This is a genomic window from Gemmatimonadota bacterium (assembly GCA_026705765.1).
Lineage (GTDB): Bacteria > Latescibacterota > UBA2968 > UBA2968 > UBA2968 > VXRD01.
The window spans coordinates 12,169-37,625 of sequence record JAPPAB010000167.1; the positions used below are offsets into that span (position 1 = coordinate 12,169).

The window sequence follows — 25,457 nt, forward strand, 5'->3', positions numbered from 1 at the left end:
TTCCAGATAAAGGTTTGCAAATATACTAAAAAAAGAAGCCAGGACAATGGGCGAACTCATTTTAGATGTACAGTTAGGGATATAAGTCTCCAAAATACCATAATCCTAATCCCCATAACTGCCTGCACTTTATAGTCGCTGACAAGAAATCTATCTGGTTAATATTGTTATTTGGAGTTATATTTCAAGTCAGCAGAGCATTTATACAGGGAGTCACAGAAATGGCTGATTTACTTGAACAGGTAGTCGCAGAGATTCAAAAACTGCCGCAAGACCAGCGGGATGCCATTGCCGCACGTATTATAGCTGACCTGAAAGATGATCAGGCCTGGACAGAACGTTTTGAGGCCACAACTGATGAGCAGTGGGATCGTTTAGCTGAAGGAGTAAGAAGGGAAGTAGCTGCGGGTGATACGGTGCCACTTGATGATGTTTTTCCTGTTAATCAGTCTCAGCAATGACATCCAGTATTACGAGAGAATTTCGAAGACGACTCAACCGGCTTTCTCCACAGGCTCAAAGGCAAGCTGCCCAGGCTTACGACCTTTGGCGATCAGACCCCTATCACTCCAGTCTCCAATTCAAGCGTGTCAGTCCGCGTCAGCCGATCTTTGCTGTTCGCGTCGGGATGGGCCATCGGGCGTTGGGTTTGCGAGAAGGAGATCATATTTTTTGGTTTTGGATAGGATCGCATGCGGACTATGACCAGTTAATCAGGCGTCTGTAATTGAGGTGTAGAGAAGATGTGATCGAATCTTGTTTTTTTGAAGCCCAACGGCCTCTTCAAACCGTTGGGCTTTTTCTATTGGGGCTTCACTGGCGGCTTCAGTAGATTTGTCTCCAGGTATAAGAAGAGAGAACCACAAACAAAATCGGTCTTGATAAATTCCGATTCTCAATGTATTCTCATTGATGGTAGATGTGATTTTACAGAAAGGTAGAAACGTTCAGGGAGATAACATATGAAAAAAATTCTCATTACAGGCATGAGTGGGCTTATTGGCGGGGCTGTTCGCGAGCAGCTTGAGGGCAAGTATGAGCTTCGCGCGCTCAATCGCCGCGATGTGGCTGGCGTGGATTGTCGGCGGGCTGATATTTCGGATTTTGACGCGATTTGTCCGGCGTTTGAAGATGTTGATACGGTTGTGCATCTGGCTGCTGCGATTAGAAGCGATTTTGAGGGGTTTGTCGCGCACAATATTGTGGGTACTTATAATGTTTTTGAAGCGGCGCTTCGCGCCGGGGTCAAGCGCGTTATTTTTGCCAGTAGCGGTTCGGTGACAGCGGGTTGGGAGAACGATTCGCCGTATGGTGCGATTGTGTCGGGGCGATACGATGAGGTGCCCGAGTCCTGGGATAAGTTTTCCCACGAGACGCCTACGCGCCCGCGCGGGATTTACGGTTGTACAAAGGTCTGGGGCGAGGCTTTGGCGCGGCATTATGCCGATAGTACAGATCTGTCTGTTATTTGTCTTCGCATTGGTGCGGTGAATGCCGAGGATCGGCCCAATGGTACGCGCGGTTATTCTGTGTGGTGCAGTCAAAGTACGATTGCCGGTATGGTTGAGTCGTGTATTGAGGTGTCCGGTGATCTCAAGTTTGACATTTTTTATGTGGTTTCGAATAATAAATACAGCTATCGGGATATGACGCATGCGCACGATGTGCTCGGTTTTGAACCCGAGGGGGATGCGGAGGATTATCGGTGATGTACAGGACGATTTTTTTTGATGGGTATGGGACGCTTTTTGACACAGCTTTTGATGCGTTGTACGAGACGTGTCAGATTATTGTGGATGATTTGCAGATCGATATGAGCAAGGAGGCGTTTCTCGATCACTGGGATCGCTATTTCTTTCCCCTGTTGAAAGAGAGGGATTTTATCACGTTTTGGGATGCGCATATTATCGGTCTGGAGAAGACGTTTGCCGATTTGAATGTGCGGGCGAATCCCGAGTCTTATACGGCAGGTCTTTTTGATGCTTTTGGTCGCGCGCCCATTTTTTGCGATGTGAAACCCACTCTGGATGCTTTGCCCGATGTGAAAATCGGTGTGATTTCCAATGCGGATCACGGGCATCTCATGTCTGCTTTGCGTGCTAATGAGCTGAGTTTTCCGGTTGTGATTAGTTCGGAGTCCGCGCGGTGTTATAAACCGAATCCCGATATTTTCTTTTCTGCGTTTGAGGCTCTCGGTGCCGATCCCGACCAGACTCTGTATGTCGGCGATTCACAGGAGGACGATATTGTGGGTGCAAGGCGGGCGGGTATTTCCATTGCATGGCTCAACCGGGATGGGGCTGTGCGGCGGGACAATATTCCAGAGCCTGATTATGAGATTAGCAGTTTATCGGAGTTGTGCAATATTCTTGGAGAGGAATGATGCGACCGACGGAAATGGAAGAGTACCTTTTTGATTTGCGCGGGTATATTGTGCTGAAAAATGCCGTGGATGCCGAGCATCTCGTCGAACTCAATGAGATTATCGATACGTATGACGATCTCGAACCCGATGGATGGCGGGGGTGGGTTCATCGGAGCGGGGGCGCACGACATTTGCACAATATTTTTGAGATGGGTGAACCTTTTGAACGCTTGATTGACCATCCGTCGTGGATTCATCACATGGGGCGTTTTGTCGGTGGGGATGATGGTCTTTTTATCGATGAGTCATTTATTGATATTCGGTCTCTGGGCGGTGCGACGCGCATTCATTCGGGTGCGCATAAGCGGCGTATTCGCACGCAGTTCCGCTTTCACAACAATCAGTTTCGCTGTGGGCAGATCAATATTTTGCTGGCGCTTAACGATATTGGGGATGGCGATGGGGCGACGATGGCGATTCCCGGTTCGCACAAGTCCAATTTGCTTCATCCCGCGTTTGAGGACCCCAAAGGTACGGGTAGTGGGCATTCGCTGGATCGCGTTGAAGCGGCTGTTCAGATTCAGCTCGATGCGGGTGATGCGGTTTTTTTTGTGGATTGTATGGCGCATGGTTCGTCAGAGCGCACGCGCCCCGGTGAGCGTCGCGTTGCTATTATTCGCTATGGTCCGCACTGGGGCAATGACCGATATGGCTATCAGCCTTCGCCCGAGCTGATTGCGCGTTTGACGCCTGAACGACGTAAGATTGTTCAGCCTTTGCCGCCTAAGATGCCGCCGGGTGTGCAGTGCGTAAGTTATTGAGGAGTTACTTGTGTTATGAAAAATGGACATGCCCCTCTCGCCCGTTTTACTGTGCTCGATTTGACCCGTGTGCGTGCGGGTCCCACAGCGGTGCGTCAGCTCGCGGATTGGGGTGCGAATATTATTAAGATTGAACCGCCTGAAAATATTGACGAGGCAAAGACTATGGGGGGACCGCGTCACGGGCCGGATTTTCAGAATTTGCACAGGAATAAACGCGGGATGACTTTGAATCTCAAAGCCGATGTGGGTCGCGAGGCGTTTTTCCGCATGGTTAAGCGCGCGGATGTGGTTGTGGAGAATTTTAGGCCCGATGTTAAAAATCGCCTCGATATTGGGTATGAGAGGTGTAAGAGAGAGAATCCGGGTATTGTGTACGCGAGTATTTCGGGGTTTGGGCAGGAGGGACCATATAGATTGCGGCCGGGTTTTGATCAGATTGCACAGGGTATGGGAGGGTTGATGTGGATTACGGGTTTGCCGGGGCAGGGTCCGGTGCGCGTTGGGGTGCCGATTGCAGATCTCGCTTCTGGTTTGTACACCGCTATTGGTATTCTCACTGCTTTGCTTCAGCGCGAGGAGACCGGGGAGGGTCAGTGGGTGCATACGTCATTGCTGGAAGCACAAATTGCGATGCTGGATTTTCAGGCGGCGCGCTGGCTGATTGCAAATGAGGTGCCCGAGCAGGCGGGTAATAATCATCCTACGAGTATTCCGACGGGTGTGTTTCAAACCCGCGATGGGTATATCAATATTGCCTGTAGTGGGGAGCTTATGTGGCAGCGTTTGTGCGATGTGCTGGGTGCTGGGGATTTGTACAGGGATGAGAGGTTTTCCAATGGCGGCGTGCGGTTGACCAATCGGGATGTGCTGAATGAGAGTTTGCAAGCGTATTTTGTAGGGCGAGATAGTGCTTATTGGATTGATGCGCTGAATGAAGCGGGTGTGCCGTGTGGTCCGATTTATAAGATGGATGAGATGTGGTCCGATCCGCAGGTTATGCACTTGAAGATGTCGCGTTCGGTGACTAACCGCGTTATGGGGGATTACGATGTGGTGAGGAATGCGACTAATTTGAGCAATGCGCCAGATCTGCCCTACAGGGCGTCGCCCGAGCGGGGTGAGCATACGGATGAGATTTTGCGCGAGTTTGGGTTTTCGGAAGGTGAAATTGCGGCTATGAAAGAGGAGAATGTCGTTTGATGTTCTCTGTGGGGTATTCAATGACAGATAAAATTATTGTGCAGAAAGATGGCGGTGTTGGATATATTCGCCTGAATCAGCCGGAGAAACACAATGCCATTTCTTATGAGATGTGGCAGGGTATGGCGCGGGCGATTGACGATTTTGAGTCGGACGATGCGGTTCGCGTTATTGTGCTTTCGGGGGAGGGCGGCAGGGCGTTTTCTGCGGGGGCAGATATTTCGCAGTTTGAAGCGCAACGCGGGACGGCAGATGCGGTGGAGGTGTATAACGCGACTATGGGGCGCGCTTATGATAAGCTCGCGCATGTGCTCAAGCCCACGATTGCAAAAATTGCGGGGTATTGTATTGGTGGTGGGCTTGCGACTGCGCTGTGTTGCGATTTGCGGATTGCGTCCGATGATTCGTCTTTTGCCATTCCCGCTGCGAAGCTGGGCCTGGGGTATGGGTACGGTGCGCTCAAACCGCTTGTGGGGCTGGTGGGTCCTGCCAATGCGTGCGAGATTTTGTTTACGGCGCGTCGGTTTAATGCTTCTGAGGCGTATCACATGGGTCTGATTAACCGGGTTTTGTCGCGGGATGCGTTAGATGCTTATGTGGATGATTATGCCGAGACTATTGCGGGCAATGCACCGCTTACGATTAGCGCAACCAAGCAGATTATTGCAGAGATTGGCAAAGATGCAGATCAGCGCGATCTCGATTTGTGCCAGCGGGTTATCGATGCGTGTTTTGCGAGCGAGGATTACAAAGAGGGCCGCGTAGCATTTATGGAGAAGCGCAAGCCAGATTTTCAGGGGCGATAGTTTATTCCCAGAGTGCTTTTAGTCGCGGGATCAAAATTTCTGTGTCGCGGTCGTGGATTTCTCCTTGCCACATCTGATTTGTTTGTACGGGCGAGCGATCAAAGGAAGCCTGCATCAGGTCGGGCAGGTCCAGTGTGCGGAAGCGCGTTTTGAAATAGCCGTCTTCTGTGAGCCAGATTTCGCGGAAGCCCAGTGGGAAACCAATCAGGCAGGCGGTGTCAACGATGAGGAAGTCGCGATATGTGCGGATGCGGTTGATGTGTCTGTGTCCGGTGAAGATGGCTATGACAGCGGGCAGGTTTTTTACGGCTTCCATGATTTGTTCGGCGTTGGTGACAATGCCGCTCTGTGCTTCGTATTGGGGGAAGACCCAGGGGTGAATGAACAGGATGAGGGCGCAATGGTCGTCATAAGCTTTTGCAGCGGCTTCGCGCAAGATGCGGTCGTGTGCTTCTGTCCAGGTGCCCAAACTGTCTTCCAGTGGACTGATGGGATATACGTTGGCGAGTGCCAGGCGCAGGCGCGGCGCGGCTTCGACGATGTCCAGGGTTTCGGGGATTGGAAATTGTCTGGCAAAAGCTTCAAAGCTCCCTTCCTGGGCATCGCAATCGTGGTTGCCCGGGACGTAGTATGTGGGTGCTTGGAGGCTGTTAAACGCGTTTTTGGCTTCGTCTATGGTTTGCAAGTAGATATCAAAGGGCATTTCAAATGCCCCACCGCCGCAGACCACGTCGCCGCCGTGTACGATGAAGTCCGCTTTGCAGGCGTTGATGGCGGGTACCATTGCACGGTGTATTTCATGGCTGCGTGTCAGCATTTTGGGCGCGCCGAAGTCTTTTTCGGCAGCGGCGTGGTGATGGCTGTCTGTGACGAATACAAAGTGTGAAGGCATGGGGTCTCCTTGGGTCAGGGGTGTGTTGTGCTGAATTGAAAGGCGTACAGCCGGGCACAGAGGATATGAAATCGCAGTTTTACGGTTGTTCCAATTAAGGTGCGTACATCGCCTTCCGCCCAGGAGACGCGATGGCGCACAGAGTCACCGATTACGGGCTGGCACGATAGGCGATCAAATCCTTCGATTACTTCATTTTCGTCGTTTAAAATTTCGACGCGTATTTCCCCCCAGGTTGCATCTGCGTTTATTTCCAGGTGGGTGCCCGAGAATTGTATGGGTACGGTTGTGATTGTGCCACCGCTCGGTTTTTCGCCTGCGTCTATCGAGATGAATCCGTCCAGGCGCAGTGTTGCCAGACCAATGCCGCTTTTTTCTTCAAACGGACGTCCCATTCCGTTCCAGTGTGGCCGGTTGCTGCCGTGGTAGTAGATGTGGATTTGATCTTTTACGACGGATGGCGCGCCGACCATGATTTCTGCAGATTCATAACTGTCTGGTTCTCCCAGTGGGATGAAGATCTCGCGGTTTCCCGCCCGATTCCAATTTGCATTGTCCCGACTCGTGGCCAATTGTACCTGAAGTTTTCCGGTTCGCCAATCAAAAAGGCTGGGCATCATAATATAGGCATAGTCCGCTTGCGGGTACTTGAATGCAGCGGATGTGTATATGTCTGTGTCTTCGGGGTCGCGTTCATCTGGTTTCAGGACGATTGTGGGTGTGGTCCAGTGGATGAAGTCTTCGGATTCGATGCGTCCCAATGCGCGGTGTCGCTTTCGCGGTCTCTGGTTTATGCGTACGTACGCGATGTATTTGTCACCGTCCTGTACTGCGACGTTGAATGTGTCAAAGACGCCGGGTAAGACGGTTTTGGGGTGTTTCGTCCAGTGGATGCCGTCCGGTGAGAATGCGACTTTTAGTCCGCCGCCTTCTTCGATGGTTTTGTAGAGCATTTTGTATTTTTTGTTGGGGTTCTTCTCTTTGGGGATTTTTAAGACGCATACGCCACCACTTCCGCCAGGTCCGGGATCCAGTAACAAGTTGTTTTTGGCAGATCCCTCATGGGGCAGGATGTTGAGGATGGGTTTTTTCCATTTGAGTCCGTCTTCAGAGGTGGCATAAGCCATGAGTACTGCGCTGTCTTTGCCGTATTTGTAAGTCCGGTTTGTGTACCACATTTTGTAGATTTGGTCTTCCTCATCCCACAGGACGGAACCGTAGAGTTGTACCTGTAATTCCCAGGGCGTGTCGGGTACGAGCAGCGGATTGTGCGGGTGTTTTACCGGCTGGTGCATGACATAGCGAATTCCTTCGGCGCGTTCTACCAGAAACCCGTCGTCCAGAAAGAGCTGCTTCTGATCGCCCACATCAATGTGACGCGCCACATGCCGGGGCCAGCTTGCGTAATTTATGTCTGATGCCATGAGATTGTCTCCGCATATATACAAAATCCGCTGATGTTATTGAGAGGTAGTATAATTAACTACGTGGATTTATGCGATGAAATTTGTTTCTGTCGAGGTAATAAAAAAGTGTCACCAGTGGTGACACAAATCCCGAGCATATTAAGCAACGCAATATTATTCCCACTTAAAATTACCGATCCACCACACACCTGAATCCAAGCGTATCGGTTTGAAGATTGGATTTTCGAGCGTCGCGCGCGGTTGTGCGTACCAGGAAGGCCGTGCTGAACCACGACCCGCCGCGTACAACGCGTTCGATATGCAAGTAATGGGTTTTGACTTCGTAATTGACGGGGTTGTCGCGCGGGGTGCGTTGATAGTACGCGCTATCGTATTCGTCTTGTGTCCATTCCCAAACATTGCCAGCCATGTCCAATACGCCATAAGGGCTGCGCCCGTCGCGATTGCCTTCCCGATAATATGCAACAGGTGCTGTGCCGTTGTCAAAGGGGTCGCCGCTGTTGAGGTAGTTGGCGCGGTTGGGGTCCGGGGCAGCGCCCCAGGGATAGATGCGCCTGTCGGTTCCGCGCGCTGCTTTTTCCCATTCGGCTTCGGTGGGCAGGCGTCCGCCGAGCCATGCGCAGTATTCGCCAGCTTGAAACCAGTTGATATTGACAACGGGATGTTCAGGCGGGTCAAAGTTGGGCAGTTGACGCTCGGCAATGGCGTAGGGATTCCATTGGGCATTGCTGACTTCTGTGTGGTCTATGTAATAGGCTTTAAGATGGACGGTGTGTTCCGGGCCTTCGTTGCGGATGCCGTTGTTGGCACCCATTTCGAACGGACCTTCGGGTATTAAAATGAGGGTGTGCGTCGTGCCCACATGGGTTGTGATCTGGATGCCTGTTTGTGTCTGCGATACAACGTGCGGTGGCGCCTCTGGTTCTTCCGGCGGGGCAGTGGGTTTGTCCTTGCATCCGGGCAAGAAGGTAGAGAGGATGATGAGATAGAGGGTTGTGCGGGTAATGGTCTTCATATCTCGATCAGGCAGAGGATGTATGGGAGAGTGGGGAATATCACTCAATATAATGTATTATGTGTTTAAAGAGAAACCATCTGCGATCAAGATGTGTCCAATGGATGATGGTTTTTCATTGGAAATGATATGCTAAACCTTGACGGTTCTGAAGATCGTGGCTACACTCGTACGTGACGATTTTAGTTTTTATTTGTAACGGAGGCGGGTTGTCGTGTTTAGAAATTATCTGGTTATCGCACTGAGAAATCTCAATCGGCAAAAATCCTTTAGTGCAATTAATATTCTGGGGCTTGCCATTGGTCTGGGTACGTGTTTTTTGATCGTGCTCTATATTCAGGATGAGTTGAGTTTTGACGCCTGGCATGCAAAAGGAGATCGGATTTATCGCGTGGTCCGGGAGACCCGATCTGGGGGGCAATCGGATTATTTGCCATTTACGTCGGGCGCGCTGGCACGGACACTTGCGCGGGACTTTCCCGAGGTGGAAAAAGCCGTGCGCGTGATAACGTGGTCGTCCGTAGATGTGCGTTTGGACGAAAAAAAGTTTGAGCTGGGTCTCTGTGTTGCCGATCCCGAGATGTTTGAAATTTTCGATTTCCCATTTGTGCGCGGCAATCTCGAAACTGCATTTCCCAATCCCAATGCGATTGCCATAACAGAATCGGCGGCAAAGCGGTTGTTTGGAGACGAAGATCCGATTGGCAAGACCATCACCGCTGAGAGCAATCACCACGGAGGCGAGCGCACCATCACGGCAATATTAAAAGATGTGCCTCTCAATTCTACACTCGGCTTCGGTGAAATCGATTATTTTTCAACAGGCGGATTCACGTCCCCAGGTGCGAAAATTGTCTGGGAAGATTGGATCCCAACCGATGGTTGGCGTCCGGTCAATACGTATTTTCTGCTGCGAGAAGGGGCGGATCCAAAGGCACTGTCCGCAAAATTTCCCGAATTGATTGATCGCTATATGGGGGCAGAGATCGCACGCACAAATGCGTATCACCTCCAGCCTCTCAATCGCATTTATCTCTATTCGAGGCAGGATTACGGTCTGGATTGGTACGGCGATATTGAACGCGTTTATCAATTTGGTGCTATTGCAGTTCTGGTGCTTGCAATTGGATGTATCAATTTCACAAATTTGACCACGGCGCAATCGGCTCGCAGGGCACACGAGGTGGGTTTGCGAAAGGTGTCGGGAGCGTATCGCTCACAACTGATGGGTCAGTTTTTGGGCGAGTCTGTTCTCACGGCACTGGTCGCGCTTGTGCTCGCGCTTGTTGCCGTCAAACTCGTGCTTCCCGAGTTTAATGCCTTTTTCTTCAAGCAGATTGAGTTGAATTTGTTGAGCGATCCGTTTCTTGTAACTTCTTTGATTGGTATTGCCGTATTTGTCGGGCTGTTGGCTGGCGTTTATCCCGCATTTTTTCTTTCTGCGTATGAACCCACAGAAACGCTAAAGGGGGCGTTTCGCGCGGGTTCTCGGGGGCAGTGGATTCGGAAGGGGTTGGTGGTGGTGCAATTTGCGATTTCAATTATTTTGCTCGCGAGTACGGGCGTGATCTATCGGCAACTCGATTATATGAGAAACAAGAACCTGGGTTTTAATGTGGAGCATATGGTGCTTATGCCCATCTTTGTGCTTGATCAAGAAACAAAATCAGACCCGGGGCAAAAGCTCGCCGCCCGTTATGCCACGGTGAAAGAGGCTTTTCGCGCCCATCCGAATGTGCTTGAGGTGACGGCGTATCGCTGGTGGATTGGATGGGGCGGGGGTATTACCCGAACCATTCGGGCAGAGGGACACGAGGGCACGGACTGGCGCATGCCCCTTCTGGAGGTCGATGAAGATTATCTCGATGTGTTTCAAATCGAACTGGTAGAGGGACGCAAATTTGATCCGATTGCATTTCCCACAGATACGTCAAAGGCATTTATTATTAATGAAACGGCGGTGGCTCGGCTCGGTTGGGACGATCCTGTTGGCAAGTCTTTTGAGTGGGTTGATCGGGTGAGAAATCGGAAGGGGACGGTGATTGGCGTTGTGCAGGACTTTCACTACAGTTCGTTGCACGAAAAAATTGGTCCTGTTGCACTGACGCTTCGGCACCAGCAATTTTACAATCTGGGCGCGCGGGTCAAAGCCGAGGGCATGGAAGAGACGCTCGCTTTTTTTGAAAAGACATGGAAGCAGTTCGCTCCCGCAGATCAGCCATTTGACTATATGATGTGGGATCAGCAGTTTGAATTCATGTACTATGCAGAACAGCGGGTGCAGGAGCTGACATTGCTCTCTTCGGGGATGGCGATTTTGCTCGCGTGTATGGGGCTGTTTGGCCTTGCGGCATTTACGGTTGAGCAGCGGGTGAAAGAGATCGGGGTGCGAAAGGTTTTGGGTGCGAGTGTATCAAATATTGTGATTTTGGTTTGTAGGACATTTGCGATTATGGTTCTGATTGCAAATCTGTTTGCCTGGCCGGTTGCGTATTTTGCGATGCGAAGTTGGCTGGACGGCTTTGAATATCGCACGGATCTTTCGTGGTGGATATTTATGTTGAGTGGCGCGGTTGCCCTGGCGATTGCGTTGTTTACTGTGAGTTTCCACGCTCTTCGCGCGGCGTTGTCTAATCCAGTGGAAGCACTACGGCATGAGTAGATTGGGATAGTGAAAATAAAAAAGGTCTGTGACATTTGTCACAGACCTTTTGCTTTTTGCGGGTGGTCGGTTACTCGGTGGGTTGCTGTATGACGCGCAAATAGGGTTTTACAGCGGTGTATCCAGGGAAGCGCTCGTCGGCTTCTTCGTCTGTAACCGTGGGTGAGATGATCACGTCTTCGCCGGGTCGCCAGTTCACTGGCGTGGCCAAACTGTGTTTGGCTGTCAATTGCAGGGAATCGACTACGCGCAGGATTTCGTCGAAGTTGCGGCCCGTAGATGCCGGGTAGGTGAGCATCAGTTTGATTGTTTTGTCGGGTCCGATTACGAATACCGAACGCACGGTCAGGGTGTTATCTGCATTGGGATGGATCATTTCGTAGAGGTCGGCTACCTGGCGGTCGGGGTCGGCGATCATGGGATAATTTACGGTTGCATTTTGCGTTTCGTTGATGTCGCTAATCCAGCCTTCATGGGATTCGAGGGGATCAACGCTGATGGCTAAGACTTTGACGCCGCGCTTGTCAAATTCGTCTTTGATATTCGCCATGGCACCCAATTCGGTGGTGCATACCGGCGTAAAGTCAGCCGGATGGGAGAACAGAATGCCCCAGCCATCACCCAACCATTCGTGAAAATTGATGGTGCCTTCCGTGGTTTCTGCTGTAAAGTCGGGGGCAATATCGCCTAATTGCAATGACATAGTGTAATCCTTTCCTATTGGATTGTGGAGGAGATAGAATCCAACTGCGTGGCGATAATATAAGACAAAACCACATAGCGTCAAGCTGTCAAGTTTATAGCGTTGTTGCATGAGGTGGTGCTTTGAAATATATTCGATGAAACGCAGATTGGTTTGATGATCTCAAGGGAGGAATTGTGGCTACAATTCATTTTGACAAACTTTCGATGTACGACCGTATTGGCGAACCCGTTTCGCTCGGTATTCCATTTGCTCAGGGGCGGCTCACCGACTCTGGGCAATTTGGTATTTGTAATGATGGAACAGATATAGCGGTTCAGACCGATGTTACAGCGCGCTGGGACGATGGGTCGATCAAGTGGCTTATGGCGCATTTTCTGGCTGATCTTCCCGGCAACCGCGCACATGATCTCACTTTTGCGACTGATGGTAGTATTACTTCGCCTGATCTGGAACAGAGGACTACGGTGACGCACGAGGGAGATATCTATACCATTGATACGGGTGTTCTTTCTGTTGATGTTGGATGCGGGACAGATCTTTTTAAGGCGATTCGCGTAAATGATATTGAATGGTTTGGTGCAAATGCTTCTTTTGGTATAGCTGGTGCAGAAGGTGGATCGTATCTCGCCAATATTGACCAGATTACTCTTCTGGAGTCAGGTCCCGTGCGGAGTCTTGTCGAATGTGCAGGTAAACACGTTGGCGATGCGGGCACATTGTTCGATATGCGCGTTCTGATTGAGGCATGGGCGGGTAAACCTTTTCTTCGCCTGGATTATCAGTTTATCAATCGAGAGAAGGTTGCGAGTGTTGATGTGTCAGAGATTGCGCTGAAGTTCGCGGCATCGGGTGCGGGCGATGTGCGATGCGCTACTGGAGAGGGTTATTATCGCACCGATCTTACAGAGGGTGCGAATGCGCGTCTTCTGGATGCTGAGACGATTGTTTTTCAGTCTGTTGAACATGTGCTTGATACGTTTTACGGGGATTTCTGGGCAGACTGGTGCGATGCTGAGAAAGGCGTTTGTGTTACGCCTTTTCAAGCCCATCAAAATTTTCCCAAGGGGATTGCAGTTGGCGAAGATGGCATTGATCTGGATATTTATCCCGCGAGTCAGGATACTGTCAAGGTTTTGCAGGGCGTGGCGAAAACCCATCGCATGCAATTTTATTTTCACACTTCTGCGATGTCTCTGGACGATGTTGTTGTACAATCGCTCCAATTTCAATATCCAGATATCGGTATTCTGCCCGAGTCGTGGTATCGCGAAGCGAATGTTTGGGAGAATCTTTTTCCCACGAATAAAAATTGGGATATTGAAGCCAGTATTATCAATATGGCCGATGGGCGCAATCAGGGGCTTGGGATGATGCATTGGGGCGATGGTCCGGATCACGGGTACACGCAGCAGGGGCGCGGCAAAGGGGAGTTGGTGTGGACCAATAATGAATACGATTTTCCACATGCGATGTTTTTGCTCTATGCGAAGACGGGCGAACGCCGGTTTAGAGATGCGGCTTGTGTGGCTGCACAACACTGGATTGATGTGGATTTTTGCCATTATAGCGACGATCCACTCAAGATGGGTGGGCAACCCATTCACACGGCGGGGCATGTGACGGGCGGTGTAACGCCTTCGCACGAGTGGACCGAGGGGTTGCTGGATTATTATCACATGACCGGTAAACGGGAGGCTCGCGAAAAGGCGATTTCCATTGCGGATAATATGATCCGCCATCTCGAGTCGCCCAAATTTTCTCGCGCTGGAGGGCAGCAAGCCCGCGAGACTGGCTGGGCGATGCGCGGTTTGATTGCTGTGTACATTGAGACGAGGGAAGAAAAGTATCTCGATGCGTGTCGCAGAATTGCCGAGCAATTTATTGAGTGGAAAGAAAAGTGGGGGGCTTTTCTCGCGCCTTATACCGCGCATACGCTGGTGCGCGTTCCGTTTATGATTTCCATAGCGGTCAATGCGTTGCATCGGTATTATACCGCGACGGGAGATGGTCGTATTCCATCACTTATTGTGGCGGAGATGGGCGATTTGCTCGATCACTGTGTGATGCCCGATGGCCGCTTTTTTTACAAGGAATTGCCCAGTCTCCAGCGGCGCGCGGGCGGTCCTCGAGAAATGGAAGCGCTGTGTCATGCTTATGAGCACTCGGGCGATAAACGCTTTTTGGAACAGGCCGAGCGGATGATGAAATCCATGCGTCCGGGTGGTAGTCGCAGCGGCAAGCGGATTGTCAAAGATCTCGTTGGTGATACTGTGCTTTTCGATGGTTCGGGGCCCAAATCGTTTGCTTCTTTTTATGTGCCGTTTATGTCTTCGTACAAGATTTTGTCGGATGAGGATTGCCTGACTTGATTTGAGATCGACAAATGGTTACTTTTCAAGAGTTATGTTTGGATCGAGAATTTTCGGGAGGATAAATGGCTTTTGATGAGATAGACGAAACGGGTCTCCAGCAAGTGAATGACTCCATGAAGATGCTCATGGGGGAGTTGAATAATTTTCAGGATATTGCCCGCTACGTCACACCATTGCCGGGGGAAATACCCGCGCTCGACGGTGTTGATATTTACGGTGAGACCATTCCGCTCAACGGTATTGTGGGTGGTGATCATATTGTGTATGTCGATTTTAAGAAGCGCTATGATCTCGATGCTCGTATAGAAAAAGCCCGTGACCGCGGGCAGGATTATGTTGTCAAAAAGCTGGAGGAATGTCGCTTTAAAGCTGGCGTGGCAGTAGCCGATGTTTCGGGGCACCAGATTACGGACGCGCTTCTCGCGGCGATGCTGCATCAAGCTTTTTTGATGGGTGCGATTTACGAGATGGATTATTACGGGAATATTACAGCCAAGTTGTTTGAAAATCTCAATACGCGGTTTTACAATTCGTCGAGTCTCAGCAAATTTATTACGATGATTTACGGTGAGATATCTCAGGAGGGACATTTCCAGTTTCTGTCGGCGGGACATCCCATGCCGCTGGTGTATTCGCGTAAGCACAAAGGGATTGTCGAAGTATCCGAAGAGAGGATGATCGCCTTTCCACCCATTGGTACGCTTCCCTCTGGACGCGATATCGATCGCAATATCAATGAGAGTGTGCTCGGTTTTAAGGAAGAGTACGAACTTAACGAATGGGATTTAATGGGCGCGGGCGATATTCTCATTCTTTTTACCGATGGTCTGGTTGAACACCACCGCAATGGCGAGTTTTACGCACCGCATTATCTCGAACAAAAACTCCGCGAGGTCGAAGACCGGACTGCCAAAGAAATTTTCTACGCGATCAAAGAGGACCTCATCGCGTTTAATAGACCGGATGACGATATCAGTTATGTTGTTATCAAGCGGCATTAAATCACGGGTTGCGGTCCAGGTCTGATCAGTATCCCTCCTTCCACACTATCCTTCCTCTACTTCATCCAGTGCGCCTACTTTTCTCAAGCTCGGGGAAGCTATTGCTGTTATGCCTGTAACTAATAGCGTTCCTATGCCGCCGCTTACGACTGAGAATACAGGTCCGTACAATTCCGCTACGCCTCCAGATTCGAGGCCGCCCAGTTCATTTGACGCGCTGACAAATACCCCGTTTACAGCCGATACCCTGCCGCGCATTGCATCGGGTGTGATTAACTGTACGAGTGTGTGTCGAATGACCATGCTCACGTTGTCAAATGCCCCGGTCAATACGAGCATCGCGAATGACAACCAGAAGTTTTCCGATATTCCGAAGACAATGGTTGCTGCGCCAAATCCGGCTACGGTGAGGAGCAGATTTCTGCCGGCTTTTTTCATCGGGGGCAGGTGTGCCAGTGTGAGTGCCATTATCAGGGCACCCACAGCAGGTGCTGATCGCAATATTCCGAATCCCTCTGATCCTACCTTCAATATGTCCTGCGCGTAAATTGGCAATAGATATACGGCTCCGCCCAGGAGCACGGCAAACATGTCCAGTGCCATGAGGGATAATAGCAAGCGGTTGTTTTTTAAAAATACCAGTCCGCCCATCAGATTTTGTAGCGGTGAAATCCGCGCTGCGTTTTTATCGCGTTCTACGGGCGGTACGCGCAATCGGGATAGTATCAATAGAAACCATCCCGTACATCCGGCACTTGCCAGGTACGCTGCAGGTACATAAACTGCGGCAATCAGGCCTCCGATCATGGGTCCCACTACCCACGCCATTTGCATCAAGCTCATACTCCATGCTACGGCATTGGGAAATATCCCGCGCGGTACCAATTGGGGTATGATTGCCCGCCGTGCTGGCGCACCGAGTACGGTTATTGCGGCATCGACGACGAGCAGGGCGTACATCAGGGCAATTGGTCCCTGTTTCCACGATACTGCGGCAAGGCCCAGAGAGGTCAGGGTCGTGCCGGTCAAGCTCAACATCATGACTGTGCGCCGGTTAAAGCGGTCGGCGAGATAACCCGCGGGGAGTGCGAGGATCATTGTGGGCAATGCAATTGCCAGACCCACCAGGCCCAGCGCGAGTGCCTGCCCGGTGCGCGCGTACATTTCCCATCCTATGGCGGCACTCTGAATCTGCGTACCGACCAATGCGGCAAACCAGCCCAGCGCGTATAACCGAAATTCCCTGATGCGAAATGCTTCATAGGGATTATGTTTGGTCAATAGGATTCCCGTTCGCAAAAATTATGTCAAATTTGGACATGATTATAGCTATCTTACGCCCGATGTCAACACATCGCTAAAATCTATGTGTTTGCCCTTGACATTTGCTCGAATTAAAACTATACATGTGTTCAGTATTTTCGCGTTGAACAATCTCGGGAGAAATCCATGCGACGTACTTTTCAATTTGACCAGAATACTCTGCCTCTTTGTCGCCTTGGTCTGGCTACGAGGGGCAATACCCATTTGTCACCTGCCGATGTGTATTATGCGGTTGAGCGCGGTGTCAATTATCTCAACTGGTGCGGTCGTCCCGATGGTTTGAGTAGCGCTGTTGCGGGTATGGGGGCAGAGCGGGAGGAGATTGTACTGGCATGGCAGCTTAAATCCCGTACTGTTTCAGGTGCTGAACGGGAGCTTGAAGATGCGTTGAAAGAGCTGAATACCGATTATATAGATGTTGTGACTTTTTACTATGTGGAGAGCGAGGGCGAATGGTGCGAGATCGCGTCCAGAGGCGGTGCTTATGAAGCTATGGCTCGCGCCCGCGAGCAGGGCAAGGTGCGATTTCTGGGTCTTACCAGCCACCAGCGCAATATGGCGGCGCGCATTGCTACGGGTGATCTCCGCGCGCCTGAACAGGTAGAATCTCGTCCTCTGGATATGCTTATGCTCCGGTACAATGCCGCCCACCGGGGGGCAGAGGAGGATGTGTTCCCTTTGACCGATCCGCGCAATATTCCGGTGGTTGTTTATACCTGTCTGCGCTGGGGCGCTTTGATGAAGCCCACCCCGGATGATCCTCCCAATTTTATACCGCCGCCCGCAAGAGAGTGGTACCGCTTTGCACTGGCCTATCCCTCTGTTGCCATTGCGATTGCAGCGCCCAACGATCGGGCGGAGCTTGAGCACGATTTTTCACTGTTGGATGATTGGCGGGCACCTGCGCCAGAAGAGAATGAGATGCTTATGGCACACGGAGACCGCGTCTATCAACACGCTGGTCGCTTTCCCTGAGTTTCCATGTTCTACAATTTTCTGACAGTTGCGATTCGCAACGCAATGCGTCACAAGTTCTATGCGTTTATCAGTCTGAGCAGTCTGGCCATTGGATTGACGTGTGCTGTGCTCATTATGCTTTCTATTCGCTATGAGATGAGCTACGATGCCTTTCGACCCCATGCCGACCGGGTTTATCGGATTATGAAGAGGGATATAGACGCGCGGGGGCAAGTCGAATGGCGCGGCGCTCTTTCTTCAGAGATTGCCGTGCATTTGCGCGATGAATATCCCGAGGTCGAGGCTGTTGTTCAGTTCCGCCGCATTACGTCCTGGTTTCGCGCGGAGGACCGATTGTTTCAACAGCGCCTGTGTCCGGTTGATGGAGATGTTGTGGATTTCTTTGGTCTGGATATTATTCGAGGGGATGCTGCTGCGCTCAAACGCCGAGATGCGTCCATTGTTTTAACGCAGGGTGTTGCCAATAAGCTCTATGGTCATAAAGATCCTATCGGTCGCACTGTGGAGGTGCAGCGCGAGACCTATCAGCAGGTGTTTACGGTTGTTGCCGTGATGAAAGACCGTCCTCCCAATACGCGGTTGGAGTTTGATAGTGTGACTTTTTTTGGGTCCGATAACTGGGCGATACGCGCTGCGCCGATTTACGTGCGTTTGCGTCCCAATGCAGATGTTGAGGCTCTTGAGCATGCAATTGCTGAGCGCTTTCCTTCGGAGTCTCAGGGTGCGACTTATCATCTCCAGGCTTTGCCGCGCATCCATCTGTATTCCAGGATTGATCTGGCGGGTTTTACAGGTGATTCGGGGATGCCGTATCGGGATGTCCGCGATCTCTATCCCCTATCTGTTCTGGGTGTGGGTATTTTGCTCATTGCCTGTATCAATTTTATGAATCTGGCGACTGCGCGTTCAGCTATTCGCGCACGCGAAATTGGTCTGCGCAAGGTTGTGGGGGCGCGCAGGCAGCATATTATGGGGCAGTTTTTGTGCGAGTCTGTGTTGTTTACCGGGGTTGCTCTACCCGTGTCTTTTGGATTGACGGTGTTGCTTTTGCCCCAATTTTCAGGTCTGATGGGGCAACCGCTTGTTTTCAATATTTTTGATCATGTTTGGTGGATTGTGTGTATTGCGCTGATTACTGCTCTGGTTTCGGGGAGTTATCCCGCTTTTTATCTTTCGGCGCAGCAGCCCGTCGATGTATTGAAGGGGCTGCGCAACAGGTTTCCGGGAGATCTCTGGCTACGGAAAGGTCTCGTGGTGGTGCAATTTGCCGTGTCTGCTATTCTTATTGCATCTACGCTCGTGGTCTATCAGCAAATGGATCTGGTCCGCGGCAAATATTTGGGTTTTGATCGCGATGAGATTGTCGTGGTGAAAGTTTTTGGTCCGGATGCGGAGCAAATTCACTTAAATGGTCAATACAATGCGGTCAAACAGCGTTTTCTTCAGCATCCCAATATTATTGTAGCGGGTACGAGTCTGGATTTGCCCGGACACAGTTGGCCGAGCCGGCGTTTTGCATCGGATATTGACATGCCTGACCGCGAGGTTGAAGTGCGCGTTTTTCGGGCGAATGAGAATTTTCTCACCTGTTATAATATTCCGATGCTTGCGGGTCGAAGTTTTTCGCAGGCTTATGCCGAGCAGGTGAGAGAGAACGCGGCCGCGATGCAGGTGGTGATAAACGAGACTGCTGTGAAGCGGTTCGGTTGGGCAGATCCTTTGGGACATACGCTGATGATTGGGGAGAGACCTGCGCAGGTTATTGGCGTGATGGGAGATTTTCATGTGCGTTCTCTGAGAGAGCCTTTGGGGCCTGTGGTTTTGTCTGCAGCGGGTGCGGATTTGAAGTACTTGCATCTCAAGATTAAACCAGACCGTATTCGGGAGACGATGGCTTTTGTCGAAGAGACCTGGTCGCATTTTATCCCGACGCGGCCTTTTGAATACTTTTTTATTGACGATTATATCGATTCTAAATACCGACGAGAACAACGCCAGGGGCACATTTTTACGCGGTCTGCAATTGTTGCCATTGTGCTGGCCTGTCTGGGGCTGGCGGGGCTGGCGGCTTTTGCCGCTGAACAGCGTGCCCGAGAAATTGGTATTCGCAAGGTGCTGGGTGCTTCGGCATCCCATCTCGTCGTTTTGATTAGCCGGGATTTTGCCAGGCTCGCTGTGTTCGCGAGTGTGCTTGCGGGTCCGGTTGGATATTTTTTGATGCGAGATTGGTTGCAGAATTTTGCCTATCAGATTGATCTCGCGGTTTGGCCGTTTCTTTTGAGTATAGTGATCCTGCTTGTTATAGCTGTTTTGACAGCAGGATGTCTCGCCTGGAAAACAGCGCGTACCAATCCCGTTGATATATTGCGATGTGAATAAGCAAAAAAAGGTTGAAATCCATTATGCGCCAATACAATCAGTGATGCAGAACTTCCCTTGACAGATATACAAATGTTCACTATAATTTTTATAATAGAAAACGTGGAGATGTTGTGTACTGACATTCGGGAAAGGAACCGACATGGATACAAATGGAACTTATCAAGTCGCCGATTTATGCGAAGCGGCAAGTGAGGGCGATGTCGTCAGGATTCGTCAGATTCTCGATGTGCAACCCGATCTGGTCAATGTGCATATGGCCGAAAACAACGAGCATCTCGCCATTCACTACGCGGTTATGAATCAGCATGCGGATGCGGTGCGCGTTCTTATGGAGGCGGGTGCAGATCACACGTCGGGTATTTATCCCCATCGCGATGCTACGGACGCGCTTACCATGGCGGATGAACGCGGTATGGATGATATTGTTCAGATTTTGCGAGAGGAAGATGAGAAACGCAAACTCGCCGCGTGTAAGAATATCGCGATTACAGAGGAGAATGACGCGCTTTTTGAGGCTATTCGCGAGGGGCGGATGATGGAGACAGTGGAAATTCTCTATAAGAATCCCGATTTGATCGACGCCTGCCATCGCAATGGCGGTAGCGTGATTCACACTGGTGCATCTCTTGGAAATTATGAGCTTGTTCAATATCTGCTCAAGCGCGGTGCGGATATCACGCATCTTACCCCCGAGGGTCAATCGCCCCTGGACGGTGCTGTTCACAATATTCGCGGTCGCAACAGGCCGCTCAACGAGGGGTGTTTGATTTGTGCGGGTATTCTTCTTCAGGCTGGCTGCGAACAATCGCTTGAGTCTGCTGTCGCGCTTGGGGATTTTGGTTTTGTTCGCGAGTATGAGAGACAACATCCCGAACGCTTTCAGTCCAATGATAGCGAGCGAGACGGTCTTTTACAGATCGCTGTGCAAAATGACAATCTCGATATGGTGCGTATGCTGCTGGATCTGGGGCTCGATCCCGATGACAAATACCAACTTCACCACTATGAGACCAAACCCTATTCATGGGGCCAACCGCTGGCTCATGCGGCAGGTCATTCGCAGTATGAGATTGCCGAGCTTCTGCTCGAGCGCGGTGCCGATCCCAATGCGAGTCTTTACGGGAGTGGCAATCCCATAGCGGCTGCGTATAATAATCGCGACGATAAGATGAAGGGTTTGCTGTTTAGATACGGTGGGGTTTTGGATCATATCACTGCTGGGCTTGAAGGCGAGACGTCTGCCGCTGCTGTTGCGCTTCACAATGATTCTTCGCTTGCGGAGAGGCTTTTGTGGGCTGCTGGCTGTGGGGGTGATCCCAATATTGTGGGGATGTGTCTGCGTCAACTCGAATGGGCTCCCGATGACGGTCGCTGGTTTGGTTTGCTCGAGCAACCAATTCGCCTGTGGCGCACGCACCCACATCGCAAGTTCCGAGATTTTGACCGTACGGTCTATCCCGAGATTTTTCGCATGATTCTCGATCACGGCGTCAGTCCCAATCTGGTCGGGCGTTTCGGGTATCGCCTCGCCCATCACATGGCGGCGTGCGGTGTTGTGTGGGGAGAGGTGATTATGACCGAAGCCGAGCGCGTCGCTTTTGCGACAATTCTGCTCGACTATGGTGCAGATCTCGATGTGATTGATGAGCTTTTGCAATCTTCGCCGCTTGGCTGGGCTGCGCGATGGGGCAAATACGATCTCGCGCGTCTCTATCTCGAGCGCGGTGCCGATCCCACACTGGCAGGTGCTGATTGGGCAACACCACTCGCCTGGGCAGAGAAAAAAGGGTATGGGGATATTGCCGATCTCATCAGACGGTATCTTTGAAAATGAATATCGTCGAAAACGCCATCGGAAATGCTTTGCGGTGGCGTTTTCTTTTTGTACCATGAGGGCTAAAGACCAGAGGTTGATTTAGCCATCGGTAAGATCAAAAGGAGATAGGCATGGTTCGCACGTTGATTGGCAGTCGGTATTCAGAGGATGTTGAGGCACTGTTAGAAGGTGCGCCTTCTGAGGTTGAGGTGATTTTTTTGCCGGAGGGGGAAAAGCAGGCTGATTATTTATCGGGCGTGGAAGTGCTTTTTGGCCGGCTTTCGGAATCCGATTTTGATCACGCAGATGCGTTGAAGTGGGTTCAGCAACCCCATGCGGGTGCCGAAGGGCATTTGTATGAAAAATTTAAGAATAGCGATATTGTGTTGACCAATGCGGGGGGATTGTTCGGTCCTCAGATTGCAGAGCATGGGTTTGCACTTTTGCTGGCGTTGACGCGGCAGATTCACACGCAGTTGGCGTTTATGAAGCGCAAGCACTGGGAGCGCGTGCCGTGTTTGGAACTGGCGGGTATGACGATGGGTATTATTGGTTTGGGGGGTATCGGCCGGGCGATTGCAGACCGCGCAAAGGCGTTTGAGTTTCGGGTTATTGCTGTTGATCCTGAGGATATGGCGTGTCCCGATTCTGTGGATCAGTTGGAAAAGATGGATTATTTACCCGAACTTATGTCGCAATCCAATGTGATTATGGTGTGTTGTCCCAGTACGGCTGAAACGCATAAGATGCTATCGGGTGAGATGTTTGATCGGTTGATGGAGGGGAGTTTGCTCGTGAATGTCAGCCGGGGAAAGGTGGTGGATGAGGAGGCTATGGTCGCGGCACTGCGGTCGGGCAAATTGGCGGGTATTGGGCTGGATGTGACTTATACGGAACCATGTCCGGAAGATAGTCCGCTGTGGACCGAACCCAATGTGATTTTGACATCGCATAGCGCGGGGTCTTCGCAACATATTCGGAGGCGCGCTATGGTGCGGTTTGTGGATAATTTGCACAGGTATGTGAAGGGTGAGGCACTGCAGAATGTGGTGGATAAGGTGAAGGGGTATTAGGTGCGGGGATTGTAAATACTACTTATTCTCCCAAAAAAGAGGCTTTCCAGAGATTTGCAAAGTGGCGTTTTACCCACTTTAATGGTTTTTGGGTGAGGGCGTTAAAGCCACCCCACGTCCACCGCGTGGGGTGGCTTTTTTTTGTTATTTGCTGGAATAGTTCTCGGCGGTCTGCATCCAACCATTTGAGTGTGTCAGATAGATAGATCAATTCGCGCTCGTATTCCATGGATACCATTGCTTTCATGTGTGCATCGACTTTGTCGGTTTCTTGTAATTTTGTTTTTGGACATACGGTGTATCGCTCTGTGGATAAGAAGGATGATATCCATTGATAGGGTACCTGGTCGCGTGCGGATTCAGCCGTGGCGTTGACTTGCGATACCTGGTTCAAAATACCGTAGGTGCGACAGGTTAAGGGACGCGCCGGATGGATTGAGCAGCCGCCTTCGGGTGTTAAGAACGGACAACGGCGCGGGCGTTCTTCGACTGTGTTTAGCAGTTCACGCTGTTTGTTGGGGTCAAAGTGGGAGCGCACATAATCTATGATGTTGAGGTATTCGACGGCGTAGAGTGGATACATGGTTGCAAAGTCGTCATTGTATTCGGCATCTGTTAGCTCGCAGCAGCTTCCCGGTGCATCGCAACCTGCACACGATACAGCGGGGATCTGTGCGTACACTGCGTTTAAGCGCGCGCGGGTCTCTTCGGGTAAAATTGGCGATGCGATTTGTAGTAAGGAATTACGCACTTTTGGGGCCTTTAAGAGATGTCGATATTGTAAAATGCGTTTCGTCCGGGATAGATAGCGGTGTCGCCCAGTTCTTCTTCGATACGCAGCAATTGATTGTATTTTGCAATGCGGTCCGAACGCGATGCCGATCCGGTTTTGATTTGTCCGGCATTGGTGCCCACGGCAATATCGGCAATGGTGGTGTCTTCGGTTTCTCCCGAGCGATGCGAGATGACGGCTGTATATCCCGCGCGTTTGGCCGTTTCAATAGCTTCCAATGTCTCGGTCAGGGTTCCAATTTGATTGACTTTGATGAGTATGGAATTGCCCACTTTTTCTGAAATTCCGCGTTTTAAGCGCGTTGTGTTGGTGACAAATAGATCGTCGCCAACCAGTTGAACGCGGTCGCCCAATTCGGCCGTTAGTGTGGCCCATCCAGCCCAATCGTCTTCGTCCAACCCGTCTTCGATGGAGATAATGGGATACCGGCTCGTCCAGTCTTTCCAAAATGCGGTCATATCAGCCGAAGACCGTTTGGATCCGTCCGATTTTTTGAATACGTAGTGTTCACCGTCGTAAAATTCACTCGATGCGGGGTCCAGTGCCAGCAAGATATCGTCGCCCAGTACATAGCCGGCATTTTTGATTGCCTCGGCAATGATGTCGAGTGCTTCGTCATTGGAACCCAAACTCGGCGCAAACCCTCCTTCATCTCCTACGCCCGTGCTATAACCCGCTTTTTTGAGTACGTCGCGCAATGCGTGAAAAATTTCAGCACCTGCGCGCAAGCCCTCGGCAAAATTTTCAGCACCTGCGGGCATGACCATAAATTCCTGGAGGTCAACACTGCTGTCGGCATGCGCGCCGCCATTCAAAATATTCATCATTGGTACGGGCAATTGACACGCCGAGGCTCCGCCGATATAGCGATAGAGGGGCATGCCATAAGCTGCCGCAGCGGCTTTGGCCGCCGCGAGAGAAACACCCAGGATGCCGTTTGCGCCGATTGCGCCCTTGTTGGGTGTGCCATCGACATCGCGCATGATCTGATCGATTTTTATTTGATCTGATGGGTCAAGACCAACAACGGCTCTGGCAATTTTATCATTGACATTTTGAACCGCTTTTTTCACGCCTTTGCCCAAATAGCGCGTTTGTCCATCGCGCATTTCCACAGCTTCGTGTACGCCTGTTGAAGCCCCCGAGGGTACGGCTGCGCGGCCGATAATGCCAGAACTCAGGCGCACATCCGCTTCGACAGTTGGATTTCCCCTCGAGTCCAATATTTCACGGGCGTGAACCGCCTCAATCTTCGTCATATTCCGACTTCCTCCTCTGGTGTTGGTGATGTGTTTTCCATTTTCATCAATGTTCTGCGTATTTTTCGCAGGTCGGTCATCGCATGTTGCATGCGGTGGGACATGATTTGTGCCAGACGGCAGAGAATTTTGAATCCCATCCGGGGATGCGTGTTTATCAAATCGACCAGATCAGTGCGGAAGAATCCGACCAGTTCACTCCGTTCGGCTGATAGAATAGAGGTCGCAGGTTGTGTATCGTCCAATGGCACGATTTCGCCTACCAATTCGCCTGCTCTCAGGGTATCGAGTACGGTCTGTTCGCCATTGGAGCGACGTTGAATGACGTGTACGACGCCGGATACGAGGACAAATAAACCCGACCTCGGTGTTGGGATTATTTCGCCAGGGACAAAGCGTCTGCGATGCACAATGCGTTCGATGGTGTGCAATTCCTGGCGGGTCAATGTATCGAATAGCGCGAGCCGGGCGAGAATCTCCGGTAAATTTTCTTGCTTATTGCCACGCAGTGTCATGTTGCCCCATTCGGGGTCCTGGAAATTCGTAGACTTATTCTCCATTTT

General features: G+C 51.0%; 22 protein-coding genes. 14 read left to right on the forward strand and 8 right to left on the reverse strand.

Going from position 1 to position 25,457, the window contains the following annotated elements:
* Positions 1-221: 221 nt before the first annotated feature.
* From OXH16_20975 to OXH16_21005, 7 genes are all read left to right on the forward strand, one after another.
* Complete coding sequence (locus tag OXH16_20975) at positions 222-461, forward strand: hypothetical protein (GenBank protein ID MCY3683881.1); 240 nt, start codon at positions 222-224, stop codon at positions 459-461.
* Positions 458-727, forward strand: coding sequence for a hypothetical protein (locus OXH16_20980; GenBank protein MCY3683882.1), 270 nt, complete (start codon positions 458-460; stop codon positions 725-727). The genes OXH16_20975 and OXH16_20980 overlap by 4 nt, the downstream gene beginning before the upstream one ends.
* Positions 728-962: 235 nt before the next feature.
* Entirely contained in the window at positions 963-1,709 is a 747-nt protein-coding gene (locus OXH16_20985) for an NAD(P)-dependent oxidoreductase (protein ID MCY3683883.1), read from the forward strand.
* Positions 1,709-2,383 carry an HAD family hydrolase gene (locus OXH16_20990; GenBank protein MCY3683884.1) on the forward strand — a complete coding sequence of 225 codons (675 nt, stop codon included), beginning with the start codon at positions 1,709-1,711 and terminating at the stop codon, positions 2,381-2,383. The genes OXH16_20985 and OXH16_20990 overlap by 1 nt, the downstream gene beginning before the upstream one ends.
* A complete protein-coding gene (locus tag OXH16_20995) occupies positions 2,380-3,186 on the forward strand; it encodes a phytanoyl-CoA dioxygenase family protein (GenBank protein ID MCY3683885.1) in 807 nt (268 codons plus the stop codon). Before OXH16_20990 ends, OXH16_20995 begins: the two co-directional genes overlap by 4 nt.
* A gap of 15 nt (positions 3,187-3,201) precedes the next feature.
* Positions 3,202-4,389, forward strand: a complete 1,188-nt coding sequence (locus tag OXH16_21000; GenBank protein MCY3683886.1) for a CaiB/BaiF CoA-transferase family protein — start codon at positions 3,202-3,204, stop codon at positions 4,387-4,389.
* Positions 4,390-4,409: 20 nt separating this feature from the next.
* Entirely contained in the window at positions 4,410-5,195 is a 786-nt protein-coding gene (locus tag OXH16_21005) for an enoyl-CoA hydratase (GenBank protein ID MCY3683887.1), read from the forward strand.
* 1 nt (position 5,196) lies between these two features.
* Here OXH16_21005 and OXH16_21010 read toward each other — a convergent pair whose 3' ends face one another.
* The 3 genes from OXH16_21010 to OXH16_21020 all read right to left on the reverse strand — a co-directional run bounded on the left by OXH16_21010 (position 5,197) and on the right by OXH16_21020 (position 8,529).
* The gene (locus OXH16_21010; protein ID MCY3683888.1) at positions 5,197-6,087 is read right to left on the reverse strand and encodes a metallophosphoesterase; all 891 of its coding nucleotides are present in this window, start codon (positions 6,085-6,087) and stop codon (positions 5,197-5,199) included.
* Positions 6,088-6,101: 14 nt separating this feature from the next.
* Positions 6,102-7,511 carry a hypothetical protein gene (locus OXH16_21015; protein MCY3683889.1) on the reverse strand — a complete coding sequence of 470 codons (1,410 nt, stop codon included), beginning with the start codon at positions 7,509-7,511 and terminating at the stop codon, positions 6,102-6,104.
* Positions 7,512-7,683: 172 nt separating this feature from the next.
* Positions 7,684-8,529 carry an SUMF1/EgtB/PvdO family nonheme iron enzyme gene (locus tag OXH16_21020; protein MCY3683890.1) on the reverse strand — a complete coding sequence of 282 codons (846 nt, stop codon included), beginning with the start codon at positions 8,527-8,529 and terminating at the stop codon, positions 7,684-7,686.
* A 214-nt stretch (positions 8,530-8,743) separates the two neighbouring features.
* On the opposite strand from OXH16_21020, the gene OXH16_21025 reads away from it, so the two are divergent.
* Positions 8,744-11,191, forward strand: a complete 2,448-nt coding sequence (locus OXH16_21025) for an ABC transporter permease (protein MCY3683891.1) — start codon at positions 8,744-8,746, stop codon at positions 11,189-11,191.
* Between the two features lie 70 nt (positions 11,192-11,261).
* Here the strand turns inward: OXH16_21025 and OXH16_21030 are convergent, their stop codons facing one another.
* Positions 11,262-11,894 carry a peroxiredoxin gene (locus tag OXH16_21030; GenBank protein MCY3683892.1) on the reverse strand — a complete coding sequence of 211 codons (633 nt, stop codon included), beginning with the start codon at positions 11,892-11,894 and terminating at the stop codon, positions 11,262-11,264.
* A 176-nt stretch (positions 11,895-12,070) separates the two neighbouring features.
* Here OXH16_21030 and OXH16_21035 point away from each other — a divergent pair, with 176 nt between their 5' ends.
* Together OXH16_21035 and OXH16_21040 are read left to right on the forward strand one after the other, a co-directional pair.
* A complete protein-coding gene (locus OXH16_21035) occupies positions 12,071-14,266 on the forward strand; it encodes a glycoside hydrolase family 127 protein (protein MCY3683893.1) in 2,196 nt (731 codons plus the stop codon).
* Positions 14,267-14,331: 65 nt separating this feature from the next.
* Entirely contained in the window at positions 14,332-15,270 is a 939-nt protein-coding gene (locus OXH16_21040) for a PP2C family protein-serine/threonine phosphatase (protein ID MCY3683894.1), read from the forward strand.
* A gap of 45 nt (positions 15,271-15,315) precedes the next feature.
* Here the strand turns inward: OXH16_21040 and OXH16_21045 are convergent, their stop codons facing one another.
* Positions 15,316-16,551: an MFS transporter gene (locus OXH16_21045; protein ID MCY3683895.1), complete on the reverse strand. Its 1,236-nt coding sequence runs from the start codon at positions 16,549-16,551 to the stop codon at positions 15,316-15,318.
* 168 nt (positions 16,552-16,719) lie between these two features.
* On the opposite strand from OXH16_21045, the gene OXH16_21050 reads away from it, so the two are divergent.
* The 4 genes from OXH16_21050 (at position 16,720) to OXH16_21065 (ending at position 22,842) form a co-directional block, all read left to right on the forward strand.
* On the forward strand, positions 16,720-17,568 hold the full coding sequence (locus tag OXH16_21050; protein MCY3683896.1) for an aldo/keto reductase: 849 nt from the start codon (positions 16,720-16,722) through the stop codon (positions 17,566-17,568).
* 6 nt (positions 17,569-17,574) lie between these two features.
* Positions 17,575-19,950: an ABC transporter permease gene (locus OXH16_21055; GenBank protein MCY3683897.1), complete on the forward strand. Its 2,376-nt coding sequence runs from the start codon at positions 17,575-17,577 to the stop codon at positions 19,948-19,950.
* A gap of 142 nt (positions 19,951-20,092) precedes the next feature.
* Positions 20,093-21,781, forward strand: coding sequence for an ankyrin repeat domain-containing protein (locus OXH16_21060; GenBank protein ID MCY3683898.1), 1,689 nt, complete (start codon positions 20,093-20,095; stop codon positions 21,779-21,781).
* 119 nt (positions 21,782-21,900) lie between these two features.
* On the forward strand, positions 21,901-22,842 hold the full coding sequence (locus tag OXH16_21065) for a D-2-hydroxyacid dehydrogenase (GenBank protein ID MCY3683899.1): 942 nt from the start codon (positions 21,901-21,903) through the stop codon (positions 22,840-22,842).
* Between the two features lie 22 nt (positions 22,843-22,864).
* Here the strand turns inward: OXH16_21065 and OXH16_21070 are convergent, their stop codons facing one another.
* The 3 genes from OXH16_21070 to OXH16_21080 are packed head-to-tail and all read right to left on the reverse strand — an operon-like array spanning position 22,865 to position 25,454.
* Positions 22,865-23,593, reverse strand: a complete 729-nt coding sequence (locus OXH16_21070; GenBank protein ID MCY3683900.1) for a YkgJ family cysteine cluster protein — start codon at positions 23,591-23,593, stop codon at positions 22,865-22,867.
* 11 nt (positions 23,594-23,604) lie between these two features.
* Positions 23,605-24,894 (reverse strand): phosphopyruvate hydratase, encoded by a 1,290-nt coding sequence (gene eno / locus OXH16_21075; protein MCY3683901.1) that lies wholly within the window; start codon positions 24,892-24,894, stop codon positions 23,605-23,607.
* Complete coding sequence (locus OXH16_21080) at positions 24,891-25,454, reverse strand: cyclic nucleotide-binding domain-containing protein (GenBank protein MCY3683902.1); 564 nt, start codon at positions 25,452-25,454, stop codon at positions 24,891-24,893. The genes eno and OXH16_21080 overlap by 4 nt, the downstream gene beginning before the upstream one ends.
* Positions 25,455-25,457: the final 3 nt, after the last annotated feature.